15 protein-coding genes are annotated in these 24,213 nt (G+C 64.2%); 6 read left to right on the plus strand and 9 right to left on the minus strand.

The annotated features are described in order from the left end of the window. The 6 genes from ABIB36_RS15510 to ABIB36_RS15535 all read left to right on the plus strand — a co-directional run bounded on the left by ABIB36_RS15510 (position 1) and on the right by ABIB36_RS15535 (position 8,396). Positions 1-828, plus strand: a complete 828-nt coding sequence (locus ABIB36_RS15510) for an FAD binding domain-containing protein (protein ID WP_354561179.1) — start codon at positions 1-3, stop codon at positions 826-828. Next, positions 825-3,521 (plus strand): molybdopterin-dependent oxidoreductase, encoded by a 2,697-nt coding sequence (locus tag ABIB36_RS15515; RefSeq protein ID WP_354561177.1) that lies wholly within the window; start codon positions 825-827, stop codon positions 3,519-3,521. The genes ABIB36_RS15510 and ABIB36_RS15515 overlap by 4 nt, the downstream gene beginning before the upstream one ends. 206 nt (positions 3,522-3,727) lie before the next feature. Beyond that, complete coding sequence (locus tag ABIB36_RS15520) at positions 3,728-5,281, plus strand: ABC transporter ATP-binding protein (RefSeq protein WP_354561174.1); 1,554 nt, start codon at positions 3,728-3,730, stop codon at positions 5,279-5,281. Beyond that, positions 5,278-6,357, plus strand: coding sequence for an ABC transporter permease (locus ABIB36_RS15525; RefSeq protein WP_354561172.1), 1,080 nt, complete (start codon positions 5,278-5,280; stop codon positions 6,355-6,357). The genes ABIB36_RS15520 and ABIB36_RS15525 overlap by 4 nt, the downstream gene beginning before the upstream one ends. Then, positions 6,354-7,316, plus strand: coding sequence for an ABC transporter permease (locus ABIB36_RS15530; RefSeq protein WP_354561169.1), 963 nt, complete (start codon positions 6,354-6,356; stop codon positions 7,314-7,316). The genes ABIB36_RS15525 and ABIB36_RS15530 overlap by 4 nt, the downstream gene beginning before the upstream one ends. A 57-nt stretch (positions 7,317-7,373) precedes the next feature. Next, positions 7,374-8,396 (plus strand): BMP family protein, encoded by a 1,023-nt coding sequence (locus tag ABIB36_RS15535; RefSeq protein WP_354561167.1) that lies wholly within the window; start codon positions 7,374-7,376, stop codon positions 8,394-8,396. 121 nt (positions 8,397-8,517) lie between these two features. On the opposite strand, the gene ABIB36_RS15540 is transcribed toward ABIB36_RS15535, so the two are convergent. The 9 genes from ABIB36_RS15540 to recC all read right to left on the minus strand — a co-directional run bounded on the left by ABIB36_RS15540 (position 8,518) and on the right by recC (position 23,972). Beyond that, positions 8,518-9,267: an alpha/beta fold hydrolase gene (locus ABIB36_RS15540; RefSeq protein WP_354561164.1), complete on the minus strand. Its 750-nt coding sequence runs from the start codon at positions 9,265-9,267 to the stop codon at positions 8,518-8,520. Beyond that, positions 9,264-10,319 (minus strand): isopenicillin N synthase family dioxygenase, encoded by a 1,056-nt coding sequence (locus ABIB36_RS15545; RefSeq protein WP_354561162.1) that lies wholly within the window; start codon positions 10,317-10,319, stop codon positions 9,264-9,266. Before ABIB36_RS15545 ends, ABIB36_RS15540 begins: the two co-directional genes overlap by 4 nt. Continuing rightward, positions 10,300-11,697, minus strand: a complete 1,398-nt coding sequence (locus ABIB36_RS15550) for a uracil-xanthine permease family protein (protein WP_354561160.1) — start codon at positions 11,695-11,697, stop codon at positions 10,300-10,302. Before ABIB36_RS15550 ends, ABIB36_RS15545 begins: the two co-directional genes overlap by 20 nt. Positions 11,698-11,824: 127 nt before the next feature. Continuing rightward, positions 11,825-12,793: an allantoicase gene (gene alc, locus ABIB36_RS15555; protein ID WP_354561157.1), complete on the minus strand. Its 969-nt coding sequence runs from the start codon at positions 12,791-12,793 to the stop codon at positions 11,825-11,827. After that, the gene (allB, locus tag ABIB36_RS15560; RefSeq protein WP_354561155.1) at positions 12,790-14,145 is read right to left on the minus strand and encodes an allantoinase AllB; all 1,356 of its coding nucleotides are present in this window, start codon (positions 14,143-14,145) and stop codon (positions 12,790-12,792) included. The genes alc and allB overlap by 4 nt, the downstream gene beginning before the upstream one ends. Beyond that, positions 14,142-15,416 (minus strand): DUF6986 family protein, encoded by a 1,275-nt coding sequence (locus ABIB36_RS15565; RefSeq protein WP_354561152.1) that lies wholly within the window; start codon positions 15,414-15,416, stop codon positions 14,142-14,144. Before ABIB36_RS15565 ends, allB begins: the two co-directional genes overlap by 4 nt. Positions 15,417-15,559: 143 nt before the next feature. Beyond that, positions 15,560-17,425 (minus strand): exodeoxyribonuclease V subunit alpha, encoded by a 1,866-nt coding sequence (gene recD, locus ABIB36_RS15570; protein ID WP_354561150.1) that lies wholly within the window; start codon positions 17,423-17,425, stop codon positions 15,560-15,562. After that, the gene (locus ABIB36_RS15575; protein WP_354561148.1) at positions 17,422-20,691 is read right to left on the minus strand and encodes a UvrD-helicase domain-containing protein; all 3,270 of its coding nucleotides are present in this window, start codon (positions 20,689-20,691) and stop codon (positions 17,422-17,424) included. Before ABIB36_RS15575 ends, recD begins: the two co-directional genes overlap by 4 nt. Then, positions 20,688-23,972 carry an exodeoxyribonuclease V subunit gamma gene (gene recC, locus ABIB36_RS15580; protein ID WP_354561231.1) on the minus strand — a complete coding sequence of 1,095 codons (3,285 nt, stop codon included), beginning with the start codon at positions 23,970-23,972 and terminating at the stop codon, positions 20,688-20,690. Before recC ends, ABIB36_RS15575 begins: the two co-directional genes overlap by 4 nt. Positions 23,973-24,213: the final 241 nt, after the last annotated feature.

Genomic DNA, 24,213 nt, shown 5'->3' on the forward strand with positions numbered 1-24,213 from the left:
GTGGATCTGCATGCCGTCACTGTCTACGACGTCGCACACGAACGCGCCGACCTCATGCTCGGGGCCGGGGAGGCTTTCCTCGGCGGCGGCACCTGGCTGTTCTCCGAACCCCAACCGCACCTGCATCGTGTGCTCGACCTGACAGGTCTCGATTGGCAGCCGGTGAGCCTGACACCCGACACCCTCGAGGTCGCGGCCACGTGCACCGTCGAGCGCCTGGCCGGACTGTCCGGCAATCACGAATGGCCAGCGGCACCGGTGTTTCGACATTGCGCCGAGGCACTGCTCGCGTCGTGGACGATCTGGAAACAAGCCACCGTCGGTGGCAACATCTGCCTGTCCCTTCCTGCCGGATCGATGATCTCGCTCGCGGTCGCGTTCGAAGCAACTGCGGTGATCTGGACGGTAGACGGAGGCGAAAGACAGCTGCCGATAAACGAATTCGTCACCGGTATCGGGTCGAACACGCTCACTCCCGGCGAAGTGTTGCGCGCCATCCGTATCCCGATGCGAGTCCTTCATGCGCACACAGCTTTCCGTAAGATTTCTTTGTCACCACTAGGACGATCGGGCGCCGTCGTCATCGGGCGACACGACCTCGACGGTACGGCCGTTCTGTCCGTCACCGCCGCGACGACGCGACCCTACGTGCTGCGGTTTCCGCAATTACCGACGGCACAACAGCTTTCCGACGCCCTCACCGGGTTCGTTCCGGTCGAGAGCTACCACACCGACGCGCATGGTCCCGCGGACTGGCGTCGCGCCGTCACCGCCGTTCTCGCCGAGGAAGTGCGCACCGAATTGTCGAGCTGGGAGGACACGCTGTGAAGCTCACCGTCAACGGCCGCGAACTCGTCGCCGATCCGCGGCCCGGCCAGTGCCTGCGCACACTACTGCGCGAAACCGAACACTTCGAGGTCAAGAAGGGCTGCGACTCCGGCGACTGCGGAGCCTGCTCGGTGCTGGTGGACGGCGAACCCCTCCACTCGTGTCTGATGCCCGCGTCACGGGCGGAAGGCAGCGAGGTCACAACGGTGACGGGATTGGGTACCGGTGACGACCTCCATCCGCTGCAACAGCGGTTCATGGACGCAGCGGGTTTCCAGTGCGGCTTCTGCACTGCCGGCATGATTGTCACGGCGTCGACGTTCACCGGTGAGGATCTCGACGACCTGCCGAACAGATTGAAGGGCAACCTGTGTCGTTGCACCGGCTACCGTGCCATCGAAGACGCGCTGCGCGGACGCACCAATGTGGAGGAGGCGCAGGGCCCGTCGTGCGGGAAATCCCAGCGAGCGCCTGCTGCAAGCCGCGTCGTCACCGGTACGGAGCCCTACACGCTGGATGCCACTGTCGAAGGACTGCTGCACATCGCGATGCTCGGCAGCCCGCACACGCACGCCCGCATCCTGTCCGTGGACACCACCGAGGCCGAAGCTCTCCCTGGCGTGCATGCCGTGCTGTATCACCGCGATGCACCCGCGACCGCATATTCGACGGCGCGGCACGAACAGCGCCGGGACGATCCGGACGACATGTATCTGTTCGATCGCCTCGTGCGGTTCCGCGGCCAGCGGGTTGCCGCCGTCGTCGCGGACAGCCCAGCGCTCGCCCAGCAGGCCGTTGCACTCATCCGGGTCCAGTACGAAGAGCTTGCGTTCGTGCTGGATCCCGAGGAGGCTCGAGGGGCCGGCGCTCCCCTGTTGCACGCCGACAAGGGGCCTGCCGCGCGCATCGCTGATGTCGGGCGGAATGTCGTCGCCGAAATGCACGGTGGCAGTGGTGATATCGACGCTGCCGTGGCGTCGGCGGCCGCTGTGGTCCAGGGACGCTGGCACACCCAACGTGTGCAGCACACTCATCTCGAAACACACGGCGCCATAGGCTTTCTCGACGATACCGACCGCCTCGTGATACGCAGTTCCACGCAGGTACCGTTCCTCGTGCGCGACGAACTGTGCCACATCTTCGGACTCGACCGGAGTCGGGTTCGAGTATTCGCCACCCGCGTCGGTGGCGGTTTCGGTGCGAAGCAGGAGATGCTGGTCGAGGATGTCGTCGCCGCCGCGGTACTACGAACGGGGCGAGCAGTGCAGTGGGAGTTCAGCCGCACCGATCAGCTCACCGTCGCACCGTGCCGTCATCCGATGCGCGTAGCCGTCACCGTGGCTGCCGACGCGAGCGGAGTGCTCACTGCACTCGCGATCGATGTGCTCGCCGACGCAGGTGCCTACGGCAACCACAGTCCCGGCGTGCTCTTCCACGGCTGCACCGAGTCCATCGCGGTATATCGCTGCGCGAACAAGCGCGTCGACGGCCAGTCGGTATATACGAACAACCGACCCTCCGGTGCGTTCCGCGGCTACGGGCTCGGTCAGGTGATCTTCGCGGTCGAGTCTGCGATCGACGAACTCGCCTCGAAGCTCGGTCTCGACCCCTACGAATTTCGGCGACGCAACATCGTGGTACCCGGCGATCCGCTCGTAGCCGCACATCCTGAAGGTGCCGACCTGATGTATGGCAGCTACGGCCTCGACCAGTGCCTCGACCTCGTCGAGCGTGCGATGACGCGTGGCGGCGGCCGTCCTGCCCCGGTGGGCAATCATTGGAAGACAGGTGACGGGATGGCGCTGGCCATGATCGCCACCAACCCGCCCAACGGGCACATCTCGGACGCGTCGATCGAGTTGCTCGAGGACGGACGGTATGTCGCTCGAGTCGGTACGGCCGAGTTCGGCAACGGAACGACCACGGTGCACATGCAGATCGCCGCGACCGCGCTGGGCACGCGGCCCGACCGAGTCGAGATCCGCCGGTCCGATACCGATGTAACTACCCACGACACCGGCGCCTTCGGCTCGTCCGGGACTGTGGTTGCCTCGAAAGCGCTCCTTTCGGCCGCCCAGGAGTTGCACCGGCGGATGGCGAAGACTGCTGCCGAAGTCACCGGAACGAATCCTGAACATGCGACGCTGTGCCCGGATGGTGTCCGATGCGGCGAGCGCTTCGTCACCTCCGCCGAACTATTGATAGCTGCCGGCGGCCAATTGCGTGCCGAGGGTCGGCACGGCGGCCTGCCCCGATCGCTCTCGTTCAACGTGCAGGCATTCCGGGTCGCGGTGGACACCCGAACCGGCGAAGTGCAGATTCTGCGGTCGATTCAGGCCGCCGATGCCGGCACGGTCCTGAACCCCGAGCAATGCCGGGGACAAATCGAGGGCGGCATCGGGCAGGCAATCGGTGCGTCGATGTTCGAGGAACTCGTCACCGACGAAGAGGGTCGCGTGACGACGGATGCATTGCGTAGCTATCACATTCCGCAGTACGCCGACCTTCCCCGCACCGAGGTCTACTTCGCCGACACCTATGACGAGCTGGGCCCGATGGGCGCGAAGTCGATGAGCGAGGCCCCGTTCAACCCAGTCGCCCCCGCCCTCGCGAACGCGGTCCGCAACGCAATCGGTGTGCGTCCATACCAATTGCCGATGTCGCGTGACCGGGTCTGGAGAATGCTGCAGTAACCGCAAGAGCGTTGACAGCCAACGTGAGTCGCGACTCACGTCGTGTCCGCCCGCCTATGGGCGAGGAGATCACCAGCTCGATGCCTTCACGAAATTCGGGCGCTTCCGCCTTAACACGAACGTCACGGATAGGACATGGCAGCTCAACTATGACCCTGCATCGTCTCGACTCGACACCTAGCGAATTCTCGGAAGGCCACAACCGAATGTCGACAGCACTATCTCGTTCCGGCATCACCGACTCGGCCACCGGATCTCCCACCCCGGCAGAGGGCATCGTGATGAACGATATCCACCGGTCCTTCGGAGACAACCTCGTCCTTCGAGACGTCTCGCTGCACGTACGCCCCGGTGAGGTTTATGCCCTACTCGGGGAGAACGGTGCGGGCAAGTCAACGCTCATGCGCATTCTCACCGGGCAGCTACCCCCGGACTCCGGCTCGATCGAAGTCGACGGACGCCCTCTGTCCGACGGCGGGAGCACCCGAATTGCCATGGTCCATCAGCACTTCATGCTTGTACCGAGCATGACGGTCGCCGAGAACTTTCTGCTCGGTCGTTCCCGCGGCGTCGTCGGGAAGAACCGGCTGCGGCGCACCCAGGACGACATTGCTGCGCTCGCCGAAGACACGGGCCTGGCCTGCGACCCCACCGCCCGAGTCGAGACGCTCTCTGTCGGCGAACAGCAACGCGTGGAGATCCTCCGCGCCCTCCATCAGGGTGCCGGATACCTGCTGCTCGACGAGCCCACCGCGAGTCTGGCTCCGACAGAGATACATTCGCTCCTCGCACAGATCCGCCGCCTCGCGTCCGAGCGCGGCGTCGGGATCGTACTCATCACCCACCACCTCGAAGAGGTTCTCGAAGCCGCCGACCGGGTCGGGGTCCTTCGAGCGGGGAGACTCGTCACCGAGAGGCCGGTCGCGGGTGTCACCACAGCCGAGCTCGCAAGCGACATGGTCGGCCGCGAGGTCGGGCTCGGCGTACGCCGAGGCGCCACCGGGCCGCCCGGAGGCCGCATGCTCGAACTCGTCGGAGTGTCGGTGCCGGGACAACTTCGCGACGTCACCCTGCGGGTGGCGGCAGGACAACTCGTCGCCGTCGCAGGTGTCGAGGGCAACGGGCAATCCGCGCTCGAGGACGTGCTGTCCGGGCTCGCCACCGACCCGACAGGCGCAGTACGCATCGCCGACCGAGAAGTCGATACGTCGACCCCTCGCGCCCTACGCGAAGCCGGTGTCGGTGTCGTTCCGTCCGACCGCTATGCCCGCGGTCTGATCGAGTCCCTCGGTATCGACACCAACCTTGCCGTCGACAGCTACACCAAGCCCCCGCTGGCCCGCCGGTGGGGAGCTCTCTCGCGAAACGCTATCCGCGACCGCGCCGAGCGCATCATCGCGGCACTGTCGGTGAAGGCTTCGAGCCCGGGCACTCTCGCCAAAACACTGTCCGGTGGCCACGCTCAGCGCGTCGTTCTCGGCCGAGTACTCGACGGTGCGCCCGCCGTCCTCGTCGTCGCCCAACCCACACGAGGTCTCGACGTCGGTGCCACCGAATTCGTCTGGGACACCCTCGTGGAACACCGGGTCCGGGGTGCCGCAATCCTGTTGATCTCTTCCGATCTCGACGAAATTTGTAGCCTCGCCGACCGAGTCGTCGTCCTGTACCGCGGAGGCATCGTCGCCGAGTTCGACGACGGCCCGTTCGACCGGGAGGCCCTCGGTTACGCGATGGGTGGATTCCAGGAAACAGCGGCATGAGCGCCGGCACACTCACACCATCGGCAAAGACATCGACACCTGACACTGTTGCCCCGCAGCGCTTTCGGGGCTTGGTGGTCACCTTCGGAGTTCCACTGTTCGCGTTGGTCGTCGGCCTCACCGTCGGCGCAGTCCTCATCGTCCTCGCCGGTGGCAATCCCGCGCAGGCCTACGCGACGATGATCGATGCCGCGCTCGGCGGAGACACCCAGCTCGGACGGTTGCTGACAGGCATGACTCCGCTGGTACTCATGGGACTCGGCTACGCGATCGCGTACCGCACTGGCTTCATCACCATCGGCGCACAGGGCCACTACGACGTCGGCGCAATCACCGCCGCGGCCGTGGTGCTCAGCGTTCCACTCGGCACCGGCTGGGTTGCGATTCCCATCGTCGCCATCACTGCAGCGGCTGCTGGGGCATGTATCGGTGGCATCGCCGGGGTGTTGAAGGCCCGACTGGGGGTGAACGAGATCATCTCCTCGCTCATGCTCAACTACTTGGTCTTCTACACACTGGCCTGGGCCGTCCGTAAGCCTCTCGCCAACCCCAACGGATTCACCCCGGAATCCGAGCGCATCCCCGATTGGGCGACGCTCGCTACGATTGCGGGGACCCGAATCCACTACGGCGTCTTCGTAGCTGCCGCCGCCGTGCCGCTGGTGTGGTGGCTGATGCGGTCGACTCGGTTCGGATTCGCATCGCAGGTCGTCGGGGCAAGCCCTACCGTGGCCGCTGCGAACGGTATCTCCGTCGCCCGAACCATCGTCACCTCGGCGTTGGTGAGCGGAGCGCTCGGTGGAGTCGCCGGGGCGATCATGTTGCTCGGCAGCGAGTTCCGTCTGTCGCTGGCCGTATCTTCGGGGATCGGATTCACCGCGATCGTGGTGGCACTGCTCGGCCGGCGCAATCCTTTCGGCATCGTGCTCGCAGCGGCACTGGTTTCCGGCCTCACGCTCGGCAGCCAGGCCGTGCAGCGCACGCAGGAGATTCCCGCCTCCATCGGCACCGTCGTGCAGGCCGTCATGATCCTCACGGTGCTGCTCGCCAATCGAATTGTGGAGCGTGCCCGATGAACTGGTCCGACGTCCTGGGTGCCGGTGCACTTGTGCCACTGCTCACCTCTGCGCTGCGTCTCGCGGTGCCCATCATCCTCGCCGCGGCGGGAGCGTGTCTCGCGGAGCGCTCCGGCTTGATGAACCTGGGCATCGAGGGCCAGATGATGGTGGGGGCTGTCACGGCTTTCGTGACCACTTACTACACCGGACAGCCGATGCTCGGCGCCTTCTCCGGGGCTGTCGCGGGCTTGCTCACCGCTGCGATAGTCGGCTACCTGACGATCACGATGGCGGTGGATCAAATCATCACGGGCATCTCGGTGGTGATCCTCGGCACCGGGTTCGCGTCCTTCCTGTATCTGCAGGTTTTCGGCGTCACCGGCACACCCCCGCGCATCCAGGGCACCACCCCCGTCGATCTGCCCGTACTGTCCGCACTCCCGGTGCTCGGTCCGATCGTGTTCTCACAATCCCCACTCGTGTACGTCGCGCTCGCGCTGGTCGTCGCGCTGTGGTGGGTACTGTCCCGCACTGCCTTCGGTCTCTCGGTGCGCGCCGCGGGTGAAAACCCTGACGCTGCCGACTCTGTCGGTGTTTCCATTGCGCGGACTCGGTGGATCACGCTGTTGATATCGGGCGCCGCGGCCGGGATGGCCGGCGCCCTCGTCATCGACGGCCTCGGATTCTTCCAAGACGGCATCACCGGAGGACGCGGATGGATCGCTCTCGGTGTCGTAATTCTGGCGCGATGGAATCCGCTCGGCGCCATGGCAGGCGGCTTCATGTTCGGACTCGTGGACGCATTCCAGCTTCGGGTGCAGGCCGCCTCCGGGGGCCAGTCGACGTCGGTGCCCTACGAACTCTTTCAGGCGATGCCGTACGCGGTGACCCTGCTGGCAGTGGTGGCTACCACCGTCTGGTTCTCGCGCAGCAACGCACCCAAGGTGCTCGGCGTTCCATTCGTTCCCGCCAAATAGACCTCCCCCAAACAGGACTCGCGAAGGCGGGTCCTCCGTCCCCCCAAGGAGAAATACGTGAAGAAGCTGGGTTCTGCTCTCGCAGCAATCGCTGCCGTCGGTGTCGCCGTATCAGGATGTTCGAGCTCCGAGGCAGGTGGGGAACAATCCTCCGATAGCACCATCAAGGCTGCAATCATCACCTCCGGTCCCGTCAACGACCTCGGATGGAACCAAGGCATGGTCGACGGAGCCAAAAAGCTCGAAACCGAAGGTGTACTCGAACTAACGGTGGTGCAACAGGATTCGGGTGCAACTTCCGAGCAGATTGCACAGATTGCGACCGATCTGGCCGAGGACGGCAACAAACTGATCGTCGGCCATTCCTTCAACTACGGTGAGCCGATCAAGAACATCATGGCCGACTACCCGGACGTACTGTTCGCCTACGCCGGCGGTTTCGGCGACATCACCGAGAACCTCGCCGACTACAGTCAGCCGTTCTACGAGGGTTCGTTCCTCTCCGGCATACTCGCCGGCGAGCTCACCAAGACCGGCATTCTCGCCGGCACTGCAGGCTTCGAAACCCCGGTGTGCAAGGCACAGATCGAATCGTTCGCCGACGGCGCGCGTCTGAGTTACAAGGGCTCAGGCGAGATTCAGCTCCGCCCCTCGTACATCGGTGGCTGGTCCGATGCCGCGGCCCAAACCCTCGAAGCTGTCAACGCACTCGTCGACCAGGGAGCTGACCAGTTCACCACTTGCGGTGTCGACGCGGCCACCATCGAAGGGGCCAAGCAGCGAGGTGTCGGTGTCGCGGGGTACGCCATGGACCAGACCGCGCTCGCACCCGAGAACGTCGTCTCTTCCATCGTGTGGAACCTCGACGAGGTACTGCGCGCGATGGTCTCCGACGTCGAAGCCGGCAACATCGATCCCGCGAAGTACTACGAGGTGAACTTCGCCGAAGGTGGCATGGACGTCGCGATCAACCCAGCATTCGCCGACCGAATCTCACCCGAGACGATGGCGCTGTTCGAGGAATACCGCGGGAAGATCAAGTCCGGAGAGTACGAGGTCGAATACAAGGGCGGCGCGTAGTCCCACGACGTTGGCCCTCGAAGTGGTATCGCCACCTCGAGGGCCGACGTCGAGTCTCCGATGCAGTGTGTAGATCGGCAGTGTCCCAGAGATTTACGCCTCGAGGCGTCCGAACCGGCTCTTAGAGTGAGCAGTCCTCGCGCCCATGGCCGGAACACCACTGCACAAGCGCGTGCGCGAGCTCCTCAGCCATCGACAGCTGCGGTGCATGGTCGGTTTCGAGCGTCACAACCGCAGCACCCGGGGTGCGTTGCTGCATCTCCCGCTGGGTGACAAGTGGAACCGTGCGGTCCAATGCAGACTCGATATAGAGACGCGGCACGGACCCGTACCGCTCCGCCGTCCAGGTCGGAGCCATGAGCCGCGCGGTTTCGAGTTGCGGCACCAGCCGGCGTGCAGCGCCGATCGCGGCCGCAGATCCTGCTTCGTGGAAGAACACGACCGCTCCGGCCTCGGGAGGCACCACGGTACCGCGACCGTCGGAAGTGCTCTGGAGCCATGTAGAGATACCCACGGGAGGTTCGAGTCCCAGCCCGTCGCACAGCATCCCGAAATCGACACCCGACGGAAGCATCATCCCCGCCACATACGCCACGCCGGCGATGCGAGCAGGCAGCATCTCCGCGACTTGGGTCACGATGATGCCACCCCCGGAGTGCCCGACGAGAATTGCCGGACCGTCGAGCGCTGCCACGTAATCGGCTACGAAGCCCGCGACGTCGTCGAGAGTGACGTCCGCTTCATCCCACTGCCCGACTCCAGGCAACGACAATGCGTGCGGGGTGTGCCCAGCAGCCCGCAGCGGAAGAAGAAGGGAGTCCCATACCCAACTGCCCGCCCACGCACCGTGGACGAGTACGACGTGACTCACGACCGATTCTCTCCAGCGGCGGCAAGCACGCGGGCTGCTTCCCGCACGGCAGCGGTGTTCGCCTTGCCGTGCCGGGAACCTGCGAGCTTGGCCTTTATGTGATCGCGAACGACGATCGGATCGTACGGTTCCGCACCGGCGTACTCCGGCAACGTCGAGATCACCGCATCGACGTTGCCGTCGTGAAAGAACGCCACCGAGCGACGTCGCTGGATCATGCCGTCGACGATCGGGGGCTTCACGCGGTGCAAGGTGGACATCCATCGGTCGTCGGTGATGCGGGCGGTCAGATCTCCGAGATTGACGAGCAGTGCCCCTGGTAGTGGTTCGACGTCATGCCAGATGCCGTCCGATCCGAGCACCTGCAACCCTGCAACCCGGTCGGCCCACAGGACGGTGACGATTCCGAAATCGGTGTGCTCACCCATCCCGACCAGGTCTCCGTCGAGGGTCACCGTCCCTTCGGGGAGCGCATAGTTGTTCATGCGCAGCACGTCGATCGAATGGGCGGTGAGCTTGTCGAAGTAATCGGGTTCTTGACCGAGCGCATCGGCGAAGATTCGGGTGAGGGTGCGGGCGACTCGGGCGGCTTCGGTGTAATAGGCCTGCACCCGGTCCTCGAAGTCGGGGACCTCGGGCCAAACGTTGAGCCCGTAGTCGTCCTCCGACAGATCCAGGTGCGCGAAGGACCGGGCTTCTACGCCGATGTTGAATGCTTCGAAGAAGTCGTTCATGCGATTCGCGGATTCGACTCCGAGGCTCAGGCTCAGGGACTCGCTCTTGGGCGGGCTGTATCCCCGGTTCGCGCCGACGACGCGGTACTGCTTTTTCCTCGTCAACGGCAGGCAGAAGAAGTCGTCGACGGCGGCGGTGAGCCCATCGATGACCGGGTCCGGCACACTATGGCCGAGGATCTGGACGAATCCGACACGGGTACAGGCGTCGTCGACTTCTCGTACCACCCGGGCGCGGTCTTCGTCACTACCGCCTCTTACGTACGGACCGATGTCGACGGCGGGGACCTCGAAGATGTCAGACGGTTGTGGGCACATGTAGTTCTCCTGCGGGGGCGGGGATTTCGGCCGAGGTGACGGGGGCCGACGTGCCGGGCCCGGACGCGGCGCGTGCCAACGTTCCGAGCCGTGTGTGGTTGAACAAGAGGTTCAGTGAGAACGCTGTGATTGCAGCAAGTGTGATTCCGCTACCGAGCAGGATCTGCGCGGCGGATGGGAAGTTCTCGAACAGTCCCTCGGCGAATTCGGGCAGCAAGCCCATGCCGACCGCGACGGCCGCGATCGTGGAGTTGATCCGGTCCGACAGGTCCACCGAGCGCAGCGTGTTTATACCGACCAGTGCGACGGTCGCGAACAAGATCAGGCCGACGCCGCCGACGACCGGTTTGGGCAGCGCTGCGACGATCGAGCTCATTTTCGGCAGGGCACCGAGCGCGATCAGGATCACGCCGGATGTGGCCGTGACGTAGCGGCTGTACACGCGGGTGGTGGCGACGGCGCCGACGTTCTGGTTGAACATGGTGTCGATGAAGGCGTTGAAAATACCTCCCAATACTGCGGACACGCCATCACCGGCGAGACCGCGGGCGATGTCGCCTTTCGTCACTTGCTTACCGGTGATCTCGCTGACGGCAAGCATGCTCGCTGTCGACTCGGCGAACGCGACGGCCATGACGATGCTCATGGCGACCACTGCGGTGATCGGAAACTCGGGCGCACCGAAATGGAACGGAGCAGGCAGACCCACCCATGACGAGCCTGCGACGCCCCCGAGGTCGATCAGGCCCAGCGGGACCGCGACAACCGTACCGATGACGAGGGCGAGAAGCACGCCGAGCTGCGACCAGATCCCGCGGCCGAGGCACAGGAAGCCGACCGCCACGGCGATGACCAGCACTGCCAGAGCAATGTTGGTTGGTGAGGCGTACGACGGTGAGGATGGGTCGCTTCCGACGATCAGACCGCCCGAGACGCCGACGAGCGACAGTCCGACGACGGTGAGCAGTGCGCCGGTGACGAGCGGCGGGAAGAACCTGATGATGGAGGCGAACGGCCACGCCAGCGCCAGGCCGACGATGCCGCCGACAAGCATCGATCCGTACACTGCCTGCAGACCGTACTCCTTGGCGATCAGGATCATCGGCGTCAGACCTGCGAACGTTGCGCCGCATACGATCGGGAGCCGAGCTCCGGCGAGCTTGCCGACACCGAGGCTCTGAACGATCGTGATGAGACCGGCGATCAACAGGTCGGCACTGATGAGCATCGCGATGGTGTCGCGGTCGAGCCCGACTGCCGCCCCGAAAACCAGTGGGACCGTGATGCACCCGGTGTACATGATCAGGACGTGTTGGATACCGAAGGCAAGTTGCCGGAAGAACGGCAGTCTCGTGTCGACTGGGTGCGGTGTCGTCATGGTGGAGCGCTCCGTTTCGGATGCAGGGCGGTATGCGTGCTGGATACATACTGGGCCCCGCACTTTTCGGGCTCGAGTCCGAATGTTTCGCGCCGGTAAGGAAATTCTCACCGGTGCGGCGCGGGCTCTAGACCAGTCGCCCGTTCACTCGCAGTCGCGCAATTCCTCCGTCTGGATACACATCCAGCCTCACGAACCGCACCGGATCGCAAGAGTCCACCCGGAACCGATGACGGCAGTCCGGCAGCAGCGCAGTGCGCGGCACCAACTCGACCCAGGCGAACTCATCGGAAATATCTGCCTCCGTTGCCATTCCGCTCAATCGCGCAGATCTCGGCGCATTGCCCACGAAGTACGAGGTGTCGATCTCGACATGGTCCACGCGCCCTTCACCTGCCAGCCGCAGCACGACGTAGTCGTTGCCGTCGTCGCGCCTACGCGCGTTCTCCCAGCCCTCTCCCATGGTGCGGGCTCGGCCCGGACCGATCATGTTACGCGGCGAGGAATAGAACCGATCCGAACACGCAACCACATCGCCCCCGTTCTCGATCGCGGCGAGATCGATTGTGCCGGTAAGAAAGTCCGGATCTGGTCGAGCCTGACCGTGCACCCGGAGCCGCGCAACACCGCCATCCGGAAAGATGTTCAAACGCAGATCGGTCCACCTTCGATCGTCGTTCACCACGAACGAGTTGGCGGTGTTGCCCTGTAGTGCAACCTGATCCAAAATCGGTTCCCACGGCGCGTCGAGAAGGTCCTGTGCCGAGGGATGTCCATCGACGCACACGCCATCGACGGATGCGAAAGGTGGGAAGTTTCCGGTGAACCAGGCGGTGTCGATCACAACGCCGTGTACCACTCCTGGAATTCCGAGCCGGATCACTGCGAAATCGTGACCCTCTTCGCGTCGACGGCGAGTTTCCCATCCGTCGTACACTTTTCCCTTGTGGCCGAACTCGTTCGGGTCGAATTGGGGTGCGCCGGGAGAGATGAGATTCTCACGGCTCGCGAAGAATTCGTCGTTTGCATACACGACGGCTCCACCCAGCACACGGGAGGCGAGATCGGGTAGGCGCAGGAAGTCCGCGTCGGTCATCGGGTTTCCTTTCTGGACAGCAAAGCACCGCGCGGCGAGGGATTGTGTGCAGGCTCGAGGGTGACAGTGAGTGGCTCACCCGCGAGCCACGTCTGCCGGACGACGCCGGCGAGCGCGCGCTCTGCGTATGGGGTCACGGCGTTACGGTGGTGCAACCGTTCGGGGAAGACCACGAACGCATCGTCGGGCGCGAACACGCACAGGTCGGCGGTGTTGCCGACAGCGATCGTTCCGCGATCGGCCAACCCCACCAGATCGGCTGTGTGTTCGGCCATCCAGCGGGACACGTCCACCAGAGTGTGGCCGCGCCTGCGCGCTTCCGACCACACGACGGGCAGTCCGAGTTGCAGAGACGAGATACCGCCCCACGCTTCACCGAAATCACCGCGGGCGAACTTCTTCAATTCAGGCGGGCACGGCGAGTGGTCGGAGACGATGCAGTCGAGCGTGCCGTCTGCGAGACCTCGCCACAACCCTTCACGGTTACGTGCCTCCCGGATCGGCGGGCAGCACTTGAAGTGGGTCGAGCCGTCGAGAATCTCCTCGCTGAACAACGAAAGGTAGTGCGGGCACGTTTCGGCGGTGACGGGCAGGCCCTCGGCCTTCGCAGCTGCGACGAGCGGCAGGCTTTCCGCATCCGACAGGTGCAGGATGTGCACGCGGCATCCCGTGTGCCGTGCGCCCTCGATGACCTGTGCGATCGCGCGCGCCTCGGCGATGGCGGGCCGTGACGCCAGGAAGGTGTCGTAGTGCGGACCCGTCGGAGGAGGCTGCTCGTCGAGGGTCGGGCCGTCCTCTGCATGCACGATGAGCAGGCCGCCGAACCCAGCGATCGTCCGCATCGCGGCAAGCATCTGCTGCCGATCGAGCGGTGGGAATTCATCGAGCCCCGAATGAGCCAGGAAGCACTTGAAACCGTATACGCCTGCGTCCCAGAGAGGTTCGAGATCGGCCAGGTTGCCAGGTATCGCTCCGCCCCAGAATCCGACGTCGACCGTCACTTGATCGCGGGCGACCTTCTGCTTCACCGTCAGAGCGGCGACGTCGACGGTGGACGGGACGGAATTGAGTGGCATGTCCACGAGCGTGGTTACCCCGCCTGCCGCTGCGGCGCGCGTGGCGGTCGCGAAACCTTCCCATTCGGTGCGTCCGGGTTCGTTGACGTGGACGTGGGTGTCCACCAGGCCCGGCAGCAGTACCTCGTCGGCCGCGAGGGCTACCTCTCGCGTATCCGGCGGTACCGGACTGTCGTAGGCCTCGATCGCGGAGATCCGGCCGTCCAGCAGACGGACCGCACAGGCGCGGATCCGGCCGTCGACGACGGCGCGTTGCGCGCGAATCACGGTGCTCATCGGACCTCGGTGACCGAGTGACCTGCGAGCCGGGACAGGTGATCGAGGGTCGTTCCGGTGCTGGCGCACACTTCCTGTTCTGTGATGGCGCCGCAAGTCGACCCTCGCAGTAGAAACGCTGCGAGGGCGCGAGCAGTCGCGGGTTCGTCGAGATATCCGGACGCACGACCGGGGTCGAGGTACGCCGCGACCCGAGCGCCCGCACCGGGCAGCGACCTGCGATAGAAGGCGAAGCTGGCGGCGTACCGCGTCGGCAGCTGCGCGGGGTGCAGATCCCAACCCTGGTAGAAGCCGCGGCGCAGCGACCTGTCGACGAGGCGTGCGTGCAGCGCCCACGCCGCGCGGATCTCGTCACGGGTGCCGACGGGGAGGCGGTTGGTCGATCCGTCGGAGAGACAGACACCTGTTCCTGCTGCGGCGACCTGCATCGTGGCCTTGGCGTGGTCCGCGACCGGGTGATCCATTGCCTGGTATTCGGCTGCGATGTCGCAAGCGGCCGAATAGTCGTAGGTGCCGTAATGCAGTCCGGAGCATCGACCCTGCGCGGCGCGGATCATCGTCGCGACTGCGGCTGTACCGTCAGGGCCGCAAATCGCCTGCGGTGTCTCGATCTGAATCTCGAACCGCACGGGCGCAGCAAGCGAATAGGTGACCTCGAGGTGTTCGCACACCGTGACCATCGCCGCAACCTGTTCCGGGGCGGTGACTTTCGGCAGCGTGAGGACGAATCCGTCCGGAAGGGAACACTTTTCGGCGACGATCGATACGAAAGCATCGAGGGTGCGTAGCCCCCGCCTGCGGGTCGCGGCCTCGAACGACTTGAAGCGGAGCCCAACGAAAGGTGTAGCGGATGGAGCGAAAGCGAGCACAGCGGCAACGCGTGCGACGTGCGCGTCCTCGTCCTCGTCACGTTCGTGATCGGGGATCTCCGGGCGGGTGAAACCGTCCTCGAAATCGATGCGGAGGTCCTCGATCGGTTCGCGCTGCAGTTTGGCCCGCACGAGTGGAAGCACTGCTTCGGCCATTTCCGGTTCGATGCCGGTGACGATCGCAAGATCGGCCGCGCCGTCGATGTGGGTGTCGAGAACCTCCAGCGCCTCGACGCCCCACCGCGCGACCGTGTCGGCGTCGTACTCGTTCGCCGGCACGTAGACCGTATGTACGGGCTGTCGGCTGCCATCGGCCCCAGGGTAGGCAGCGGCGTATGCCGCGTCGACATCCGCGAGCGACCTTTCGAGAGTCGCTGCGAGCGTAATGAGTCCTGTCGGCACCCGAACTCCTGTTCTCCACCGTTGTAGACCACGTGTGATTGCGCCGACGGTATAGCGCCAGTTCACGCTTTCGGTTAACGGCGGTTACGCCCGCGTTACGCGTCGACGGGTCTACACACACCCCCGGGGCGGAGCGGAGCGGGTCAGGCCAGGAGGATGCGGCGCAATCCACTCGCTCGCAACACCTGACGCTCGACGCCTGCGCGTACCGCGGCCTCGGTCCCGATTATCCGAACATGCACCCGAGCGCGAGTTATCGCGGTGTACAGCAGTTCCCGGGTCAGCAGCGACGACGCCTCGGCCGGCAACATCACCGAGACTGTGTCGTATTGACTCCCCTGGCTTCGGTGGATGGTCATCGCGTAGACCGTCTGCACCGAAGACAAGACATTCGGATGAACCAACATCGGCTCCGATCCGCGCTGAAATGCTGCCATCAGCGCGCCGTCACCGGTATCGATGACCACGCCGGTATCGCCGTTGTAGATCCGCGCTTCGTGATCGTTCGCCGTCACCAGCAACGGTTGGCCGGGATACCACTGCGACGGATCGAGGTAGACACCGGACGATTCCGCCACCCACTCCATTGCCTGCCGCGCCCACCGCTGCACTCCGTAGGGTCCCTGTCTGTGCGCGCACAGCAACCGGTGGGCTTCCAACCCACCCAGAGCGGCGGTCGCTTCACCGGCCCTGGCAGCAGTGGTCACAGAGTCGGCAGTCCGAAGGATGTCGGTTCGCAGTGCTGACAGGTCAGCGGGCGCATGGAAGGACAGCTCCTCGCGATCGTCGTTCAACAGGCGCATCACCTCCTCGGACTCACCGTCTCGAACTGCCACTGCCAGTTCGGCTATCACGCCGCCGAAGCGCCTACCTCGGCTCAGCCGTACGACCCCACTTCGGAGCCGGTTGCGTTCCCCTCCCGACAACGCGGCCTCGTAAGGATCGTCGACAGCGTCCACGTCACGGCCGATCAAGGCATCCAGTTCGGGGTCGGATTCACCGTGAACAGGTCTTGCCACGAGATCCGCCAACACGGCTCCGGCATCGACCGAGGTCAATTGATCCGGATCGCCGACCAGTATCAACCGGGTGTCCGATCTGACGGCTTCGAGCAGCCGACTCATCATTGTCAGCGACACCATCGACGTCTCATCGATCACAATGACGTCGAAGGGCAGCTTGTTCGATGCATTGTGGCGAAATCGACTCTTGCTTCCACGTTGCCAGCCGAGCAGGCGATGCAGGGTCATCGCGGTGAGGGTGTCGGGTAGACCGAGCTCTCCCGATTGCTCGGCCACCGATTCCTGTAGTCGCGCAGCCGCTTTACCGGTGGGGGCCGCCAAACCGATACGGATCGAAGGTCCGTACTGGCGGACGAACATCGCCAGTACCCGCGCGACAGTATGAGTCTTGCCCGTACCCGGTCCGCCCGCGACCACAGCTGTCCACGACGTGGCGGCAAGAGCGGCAGCGATGCGTTGCCGGTCGGGCGCGGCAGTGGGCTCGCCGTGTTCGTCCACGAAGAGTGTGTCCAGCAGAGTCCTGACCTGATCGGAGTCGACGACCGGACGTGACTCGTCGCGTCCGGCGAGAACCTCGCGGATCGTTCGCTCCTGCAGGTAGTACCGATCGAGGTACAGAAGCTCACCCTCGTCGGTAGCGACGAGCCGAAGAGGCTTCAGTGGACCGCGATCTCCACCGCGTACCAACGGACTCACACGGAGCGCGGAGGTGATATCTGCCAGCTCCGGCCATGGGAGGGCATCGAGGTCGACATCCGACTCCTCGTCCACGGTGACCTCGCGAAACCGGTTCAGGTCCAGACACACCGAACCGGACCGGACAGCTCGAACCGCGAGGGCAGTCGCGAACAATACGTGCTCCGAGGGCTCACCGCCGAGCGAGCCCAACCGCAGAGCGACGTGCACGTCGGCTGCCGCCAGAACGCCCGCCGAATTGAAGGTTCGTAAAATACCGGTGGCTCGTTGAACCAGTTGTGCGTCGGTCATGATATGGCTGATCCTGCCAGGAGATCGGACACGGACGTAACCAGTTCGGCAGGAGGATTCCAGTCGAACACCCCACAACCCGAGGGCGTTTCGGGCCCGACCATGCCGCGGACGAAGTGGTATTGCACCCCACCGAGGTGGACCTCGGGATCGTATCCGGGCTGGCGCCACCGCAGATATCGATGCAGCGCCACCGCATATAGCAGCGCCTGCAGCGGATAGTGCGAACGCAGCATCTCCTGAGCCATTCGTTCTCTGGTGAAATGCATGACGGTCAGATCACCGCGGGACAGCCTGTTCGTCTTGTAGTCGACGATGACGTACTTGGGCCCGGGCAGTCGGAGGACGGAGTCGATGCTGCCGGTGAGATAGCCACGCAGCGGCTTCGATTCGAGAACTTCGAGCTGGTCCGCGTATGAGGCTAGCGCGTCGTCCGCGGGCAGATGAGTGCGGAGCAGTCGCGAGATACCCCGCAAAGTTACCTTCGCTGTCCCGGGATCGTCGCCTCCGTTCAGTGGCATCTCGAAGTCGAGTTCGGCCAGATGGTCACGTGGAGCTATGTCCGCGAGCGTCCCGAAGCCGAGGGGAGTTCGCAGGACCGGCATCAACGCTGCAGCAAGTGCTGACGCGTCGATCTCGACCGACCTCTCGGCAACCGCTTCGTTGCATCGAAGTAGCACTTCGGCCTCGAGATCGATCGCTGCGGTATCGACGTGTTCGAGGATCTCGTGCACAAGTGTGCCGAAGTCAGCTCCCGCAGGCATACCGTTCATCGGAGACGGAATCCCTTCCAGCACTTCATCGATAGGTCGTGCGTCCGCTGGCTCGTCGTCCTTCTCTGGTTGCTCGGGTTCGCTGGACACCCCGGGCACGTCGTGAGCTGCGGCGGTCAACGCGGAGTACGACGTACGACGCCACAGCATGTCGAGACCACGCGTGAACGTCGCGGCCGCAAGCTCTTCGGTCGTATGTTTCACCGCACTCCACGTTGGGACTGCACTGCGCCGGCCGACTGTCTCGATGGAAATCCGGCCACCCGCTTTGCCGGCCCAGGACTCGAGCCTGCCCGCCACTGCAACGTCTTCGGGTACCTTGGCCTTCTCCTCGGGCTCGGGCACTCCCGACACCCGGGCGAAGATCAACCGATGCAACGGCGACGCTGCGGTGGAGAATGCCGGTGCCCACCATAGGACGAGCTGACACTGAGCTCTGGTGAGCGCGACGTAGAGCAACCGAAGTTCTTCGCCCGCTTCTTCCTTGTCGCGAATCAGTTTGCGAGCGGCGTATCCGCAACCGGTACGGCCTCCGACATCGAGGACACGCTTGCCGTTCTCGTCGTGCAGTAGGAGCGTGCTGGGATAGGGATTCTTCGACGCATCCCACGCAAACGGGATGTAGACGACGGGGAATTCCAGTCCCTTGCTCGCATGCACGGTGGCGATCTGTACCGCTGCTGCGTCGCTGTCGAGACGTCTGCTGCGGTCGGCGATGCTGCCCGATGTCGGATCGTCGATCCTGTCGGTGAGCCAGCGGGTCAGTGCACTCGGTCCGAAAGACCCCTCTACGGCAGCACGATTGAGCAGTTGAGCTACGTGACGTAGATCGGTGAGGTGCCGCTCACCGGCTCGGAGTGCCAGTAGTCGACCTTCCAACCGTGTTTCGGAGGCAAGCTTTTCGAATACGGCGGCAAAACCTGCATGCGCGAACAACACTGCAAATTCCCGCAATCGAGCACTGACGTCGGATACGGCGTCGTCGCCTCCACGGTCCAGCTTCTCCGCGGTCCATCCGAACAGCGGAGTGAGTGCGGCGAGGCGAACACGATCGGCACGGTGTGGTTGTTCGAGCGCCTGCAGAAACCACAACCAGTGGCTTGCGCTGAGCGTGTCGAACACGCTGGACCCGCCGGCCAGTACCGAGGGCACGCCGACTCGATCGAGCGCATCACGGACCAGTGCGATCTGTGAGCGAGTCCGAACCAGTACCGCAATGTCTCCCGGAGCAACAGTATCTCCGCGCCGCGGCAGCGAAAGAGGGGTCGCGGACCGGAGGAGCTCGACGATATCGGACGCGACGTCCTCGGCGACACGGTGACGAAGCATGCCGACCGCTGGAAACCCCGCTTTGTTGAGCGGGCCTGCACCTGTCCGAGGGAGGAAGCGAAGACGCAGCGGCGGTACACCGGACATCCGGGAACCGTCGTGTGTCGAGCCCACGGGGTGAGCGATGATGTCGCCGTGCCCGAGAGCTGCTCCAGCATAAACATTTTCGAGCGCACCGAGCAGACCGGAATCGCTTCGCCAGTTTCTCGTCAGTTCGAGGTGTCGATCGGCGAGGCCGACAGCATCGAGGTAACTGAGCACCTCGGCGCCGCGGAACGCGTAGATGGCCTGCTTGGGATCGCCCACCAGTAGCAGAGTGGACCTGCCGTGGAATGCTCGGCGGAGAATGTCCCACTGCAGCGGGTCGGTGTCCTGAAACTCGTCGACCAGCACTACCCGAAATCGTTCGCGCACCCTGGCACACGCGGCGTCACCGTGCTCGGGATCGAGGAGAACACTGTGGAGCAAACTCAGTAGATCGTCGAAATCTCGTATCCCGGCTAGCTTCTTGCGACGATGCACTTCTGCACGCGCCTCTTCCGCAAAAATGACGCGATGACCCGCTTCGGTGTCTTCATCACGCCCCGGGACCAGCTGGGCTTGTCTGTCCCGAACGGCTTCTCGAGCCACTTGACGAGCATCGGCCGGCCCGATAGGCGGATCGAAGTCTGCGCGGCTGTATCGCCGCAGGTAGATATCGTCGACTACCTCGCTCGTCAGGTCGTCGACTGCCTCGACAAGAATCGCTTCCGGTTCACGTTCTCCGGTGATGCCCAACCCGTCGAGCATGCGCTGACAGAAGCTGTGGGTCGTCGCGATGGTTCCCGAGTCGAATTCGGACAATGCACGAAGCAACCGTGTGCGACGCAGGGCGACTTCTTCTTCCGTCCCCTCGGCCAGATGACGGACGAGGGAGTCGTTGCTTGTCGACGAACTGCCCAGCCCGGCCGCGACCTCGGCGAATCGATTGCGCGTTCTTTCCCGCAACTCCTGAGTTGCGGCCCTACTGAAGGTGACGAGCAGCAACTGCGAGACATCTGCCAAACCCTCGGCGATGTACCGGGTTGCGAGACCGACGATCGCGAACGTCTTGCCTGTTCCAGCACTGGCCTCGAGGACAGTGGTTCCCTCTGGGAGTGGACCGAGGAGGTCGAAGTCGGTCATGGCTGGCCCTCCTTTTCCGCGTCGAGCAATGGACACCACAATCGGCACGCGAGCGCTCCGAAGAGCGTCGATTCCTCACCCCAGTGCGGATCTTCGGACCGGACCGGGGTCGAGGTCAAAACCTCCAGCGAGGCGCTGGCGCCGTACAAGTACCCGATACTGCGGTCTTTCGCATCACCGAATTTGTCGGACCAGGTCTTCTCGGCCGCCGCGATGGCATCGTCCGCCGACGCACCACGAAACCGGCGCTCTGCGTAAACCGACGATGCCCCCGGCGCGATCGGAAGCGGTGACGACAAACCGAGGTCCCGTAGGGCAACGAGCAGTTCCAATTGCGCGAGCGCATCCACGGGTGCCGTGATCGTCGATCGCCACGCCGCTCGATTCCCCGGTCCACGGCCCGTCGTTATAGCCTGCCACGGTCGCGAATCATCCTGTGCTGCAACGGCAAGGAGGCGAACCCATGCGGCCAGACGATGCTTCGGCGCAAGACGCGAGTACGACGTCCGGGCAATGGTGTCGCCATGAATTCCGGTGACCGTTCCGCTCAGTCGTCGACCGGATTGGAGTCGGATGGATATGTCGAGTGTGCCTGCGTCACCGCCGTGAACTTCTCGGGAAACGTCGACCAGCGCATCCACGGCGCGAGTGATGTCCTGCAACTGCTTTTCCCCGAGACGAAACGGTGGGAGGGTCCCGCGACGCCATTCTGCAGCACGGAAGTCCGCGACTTCGGTGCCTGCAAGACGCTCGGCGAGCATGCGATCACCGATATCCCACTTCTGCAGTCCGTCCAATTCGACGGTGAGTGAATCGGACAGATCGTCGTCGATCTCCGGTACGCGAATGCCCATGCGCTGTTTGAGAAATGCGGCAATGGGATGTTCGAGAAAAGCAACAAGATCGCCGAGAGCCACGTCGCCGAGTCCTCGCGTCGGGAGCGCCGAGGCGAGAAAGGGTGGTGGCGAGACGGGTTCGCGTTGGCTTGCTCGCGCTCCGTCGAGCGAGGCCTTGTCGTAGCTGAGCGGATCACGTCGATCGAAGTTTCGGGAGTCGAAGGGTTGCAGGGGATGTCGAGTGACCACATCGGCTCCTGCAGTTGCCGCGACCACGTCGAGAAGTTCGGTGAGCGGAATTGCCGGTGGCTTCACCGAACCGGACACCGGATCTGCACCCGTGTAGAACAACAGCAGCTTCTCCCCTGCCGACATCACTGCGTCGAGCAATAATTGACGGTCCTCACTGCGGACGTCACGCTCGCCGGGCGCAGGGTCACGAGAAAGAACGTTGTCGCCATCGACACTGCCCGCTCGTGGGAACACTTCGTCGTCGAGGCCGAGAAGCACCACGATCCGATGCGGAACGGATCTCATCGGAACCATGGTGCAGACCGTCAGCTCGCCGGTACGGAAGTTGGCTCGCGAAGGCCGTCCGGCAAGAGCCCGCGTGAGCATAGCCCGCACGTCGGCCAACCGGATGACCGAGTTTTCGCCGTGCTCGGTGGCCTCGGTGAGTTCGCGTAGTGCTTGCGCGCGTTGCCATGCGTCGGAGGGAGCAACCTCCGCGAGCAGATCGAGTGCTCGAACGAGTGCGTGGCGCCATTCTGCCGTCCGCTGTGGCCCTTGTAGATCACGCAAGGTCACCGCCAGGCGATCGATGAACTCCGCGAACCTACCGGTCAGGTCGATATCGTTGCCGTCCACGTCGTCGACCGGCAGTGCCAGATCGAGCCAATCGTGAGCGGTTTCGTCGGCAGCTACGCCCAACAGCAGACGATCGACCGCACTGTTGAACGTGTTCTGCCGGAAGCCGCCGAGGCCGAAGCTCTCGCGTTGACGGGAGTTGATTCCCCAACGAGCTCCCGATACCTGCGTCCATTCACGGAGGCGTTCCACATCGTCAGCGGAGAAGCCGAACCGTAGGCGGACCGGGTCGGCAGCGACGAGGTCGAGAAGCTGACTGGCCGTCACTCGGCCCACCGCAAGGTCGAGCAACGTCGCGATCACGGCGAGAAGCGGATTGGTCTGCCGCAGACCCCGGTCGGCCAGCCGGACGCGAAGGGTGTGACCGGGATGAGCCAACCCGCCCTGTCCGAAAGTCGCTCTGATCAGCGGCGCATAGGTTTCGACGTCGGGGCACATGACCAACACGTCACGGGGTTCGAGCGTCGGATCCTCGTCGAACAGGTGCAGCAGGGTCTCCCGTAAGACCTCGACCTGACGTGGAGCACCGTGACACGCGTGGACGGCGACGGTTCCGTCCGGTTCGGCGGTCCTGGTCGGGGCCCTGTTGTTCGCGATGTCGTCCTGCACTCGGCCCAGCAATGTGTCGGGAAAGCCGGCACCGGGTTCGACCGTATCGACGAGGTCGCCACCGAGCCCGAGGAGTCGCATCTGCAGTTCACGCACGTCTCGCGCAAGGCCGGCGAGCAGCGGGTGTTCGATCGTCAGTGCCGATCGGTCATCGGATCGCCTGTTGACGCGTTGCTGGTCGACGCGTTGCTGGTCGACGCGCTGTGTCCACATTCGATCGCTGGGATGCGGCAGCCACACGTGCACGTCGCGATGTTCGGCGATCGCGGCTATCACCTGCAATTGATCGGTTGTCAGTCTCGTTGCACCGAATATCGACACCCGTTCAGGGAGGTCGAGTATCGACCGGTCGGCGCGGATGGCTGCACACGCATCGTCGAGAAGTTCGGCAGGACTCGAGTGTCCGATACGGGCGCGTACCGCACGCCACAGTTCGGCCTGCCAGCGCAGGTCCTCGGCCAAAGCGCCGCCGACGCCGTCACTGTCGATACCTGTCGACCAGTCGACGATCATCGACGGACGGTCCGCGGCGTAAGTCCGGAAGAGCTCGGAGAGGTGGGCTGCCGTGGACCATCTACGTCCGGCCCGGTGCTCGTCCGTTCCGTTACCGAGGTGTTTGGCGAGCACCGCGCACCACGGTTCGTCCAGCGAGCCGTCGATGACGTCGAGCGTCGTCCACAGGACGCGTCCGCGTGACCACGGTTCAAGGTCGGGATCGCGTCCGAGGGCCGCTGACCGCGCGTTCTCGACGAGGCGGGTCGGCGAAGGAAACTCGATATTGGCGCCGATACCGTCGGCCGATGCCCCACCGAGCGACATCGACAGACGCTGAGTCAGCCAACGCTCGACGCCCTTCGCCGGAACCGAAATCACTTCGGCTGCAAATGGATCGGCCAGAGGGGTGGACATCACCTCAGCCAGTGCCGTTGCGAGCGAATCCCCGCGGGTGGCGCGATAAAGCCTCAGCACCACTGAAATGTCTCCTTCTGCGATCGCTCACTGCACGGACTTTTGCTCGACCCTACTCGAGCAGACCGACATACTTCGGTTTCGACATCGACCTGCACGGCACCGACCCGATGAACGGCTCGACCACCCGAATATGTGGAACACTGCGCTGCGGTCGCTACAGTTGGACAGTGACCGACTCCGCGGAACCCGACCGATCGACTGAACGCGACTCGACGTTGCGCATCACCGCACCTGACAA

The organism is Rhodococcus sp. UYP9, from assembly GCF_040547235.1.
Classification (GTDB): domain Bacteria; phylum Actinomycetota; class Actinomycetes; order Mycobacteriales; family Mycobacteriaceae; genus Rhodococcoides.

Coding starts and splice junctions, on each gene's coding strand:
- ABIB36_RS15520 (WP_354561174.1), top strand. CDS start 3,728: ATGTCGACAGCACTATCTCGTTCCGGCATCACCGACTCGGCCACCGGA.
- ABIB36_RS15525 (WP_354561172.1), top strand. CDS start 5,278: ATGAGCGCCGGCACACTCACACCATCGGCAAAGACATCGACACCTGAC.
- ABIB36_RS15530 (WP_354561169.1), top strand. CDS start 6,354: ATGAACTGGTCCGACGTCCTGGGTGCCGGTGCACTTGTGCCACTGCTC.
- ABIB36_RS15545 (WP_354561162.1), bottom strand. CDS start 10,319: ATGTGCCCACAACCGTCTGACATCTTCGAGGTCCCCGCCGTCGACATC.
- ABIB36_RS15550 (WP_354561160.1), bottom strand. CDS start 11,697: ATGACGACACCGCACCCAGTCGACACGAGACTGCCGTTCTTCCGGCAA.
- alc (WP_354561157.1), bottom strand. CDS start 12,793: ATGACCGACGCGGACTTCCTGCGCCTACCCGATCTCGCCTCCCGTGTG.
- allB (WP_354561155.1), bottom strand. CDS start 14,145: ATGAGCACCGTGATTCGCGCGCAACGCGCCGTCGTCGACGGCCGGATC.
- recD (WP_354561150.1), bottom strand. CDS start 17,425: ATGACCGACGCACAACTGGTTCAACGAGCCACCGGTATTTTACGAACC.
- ABIB36_RS15575 (WP_354561148.1), bottom strand. CDS start 20,691: ATGACCGACTTCGACCTCCTCGGTCCACTCCCAGAGGGAACCACTGTC.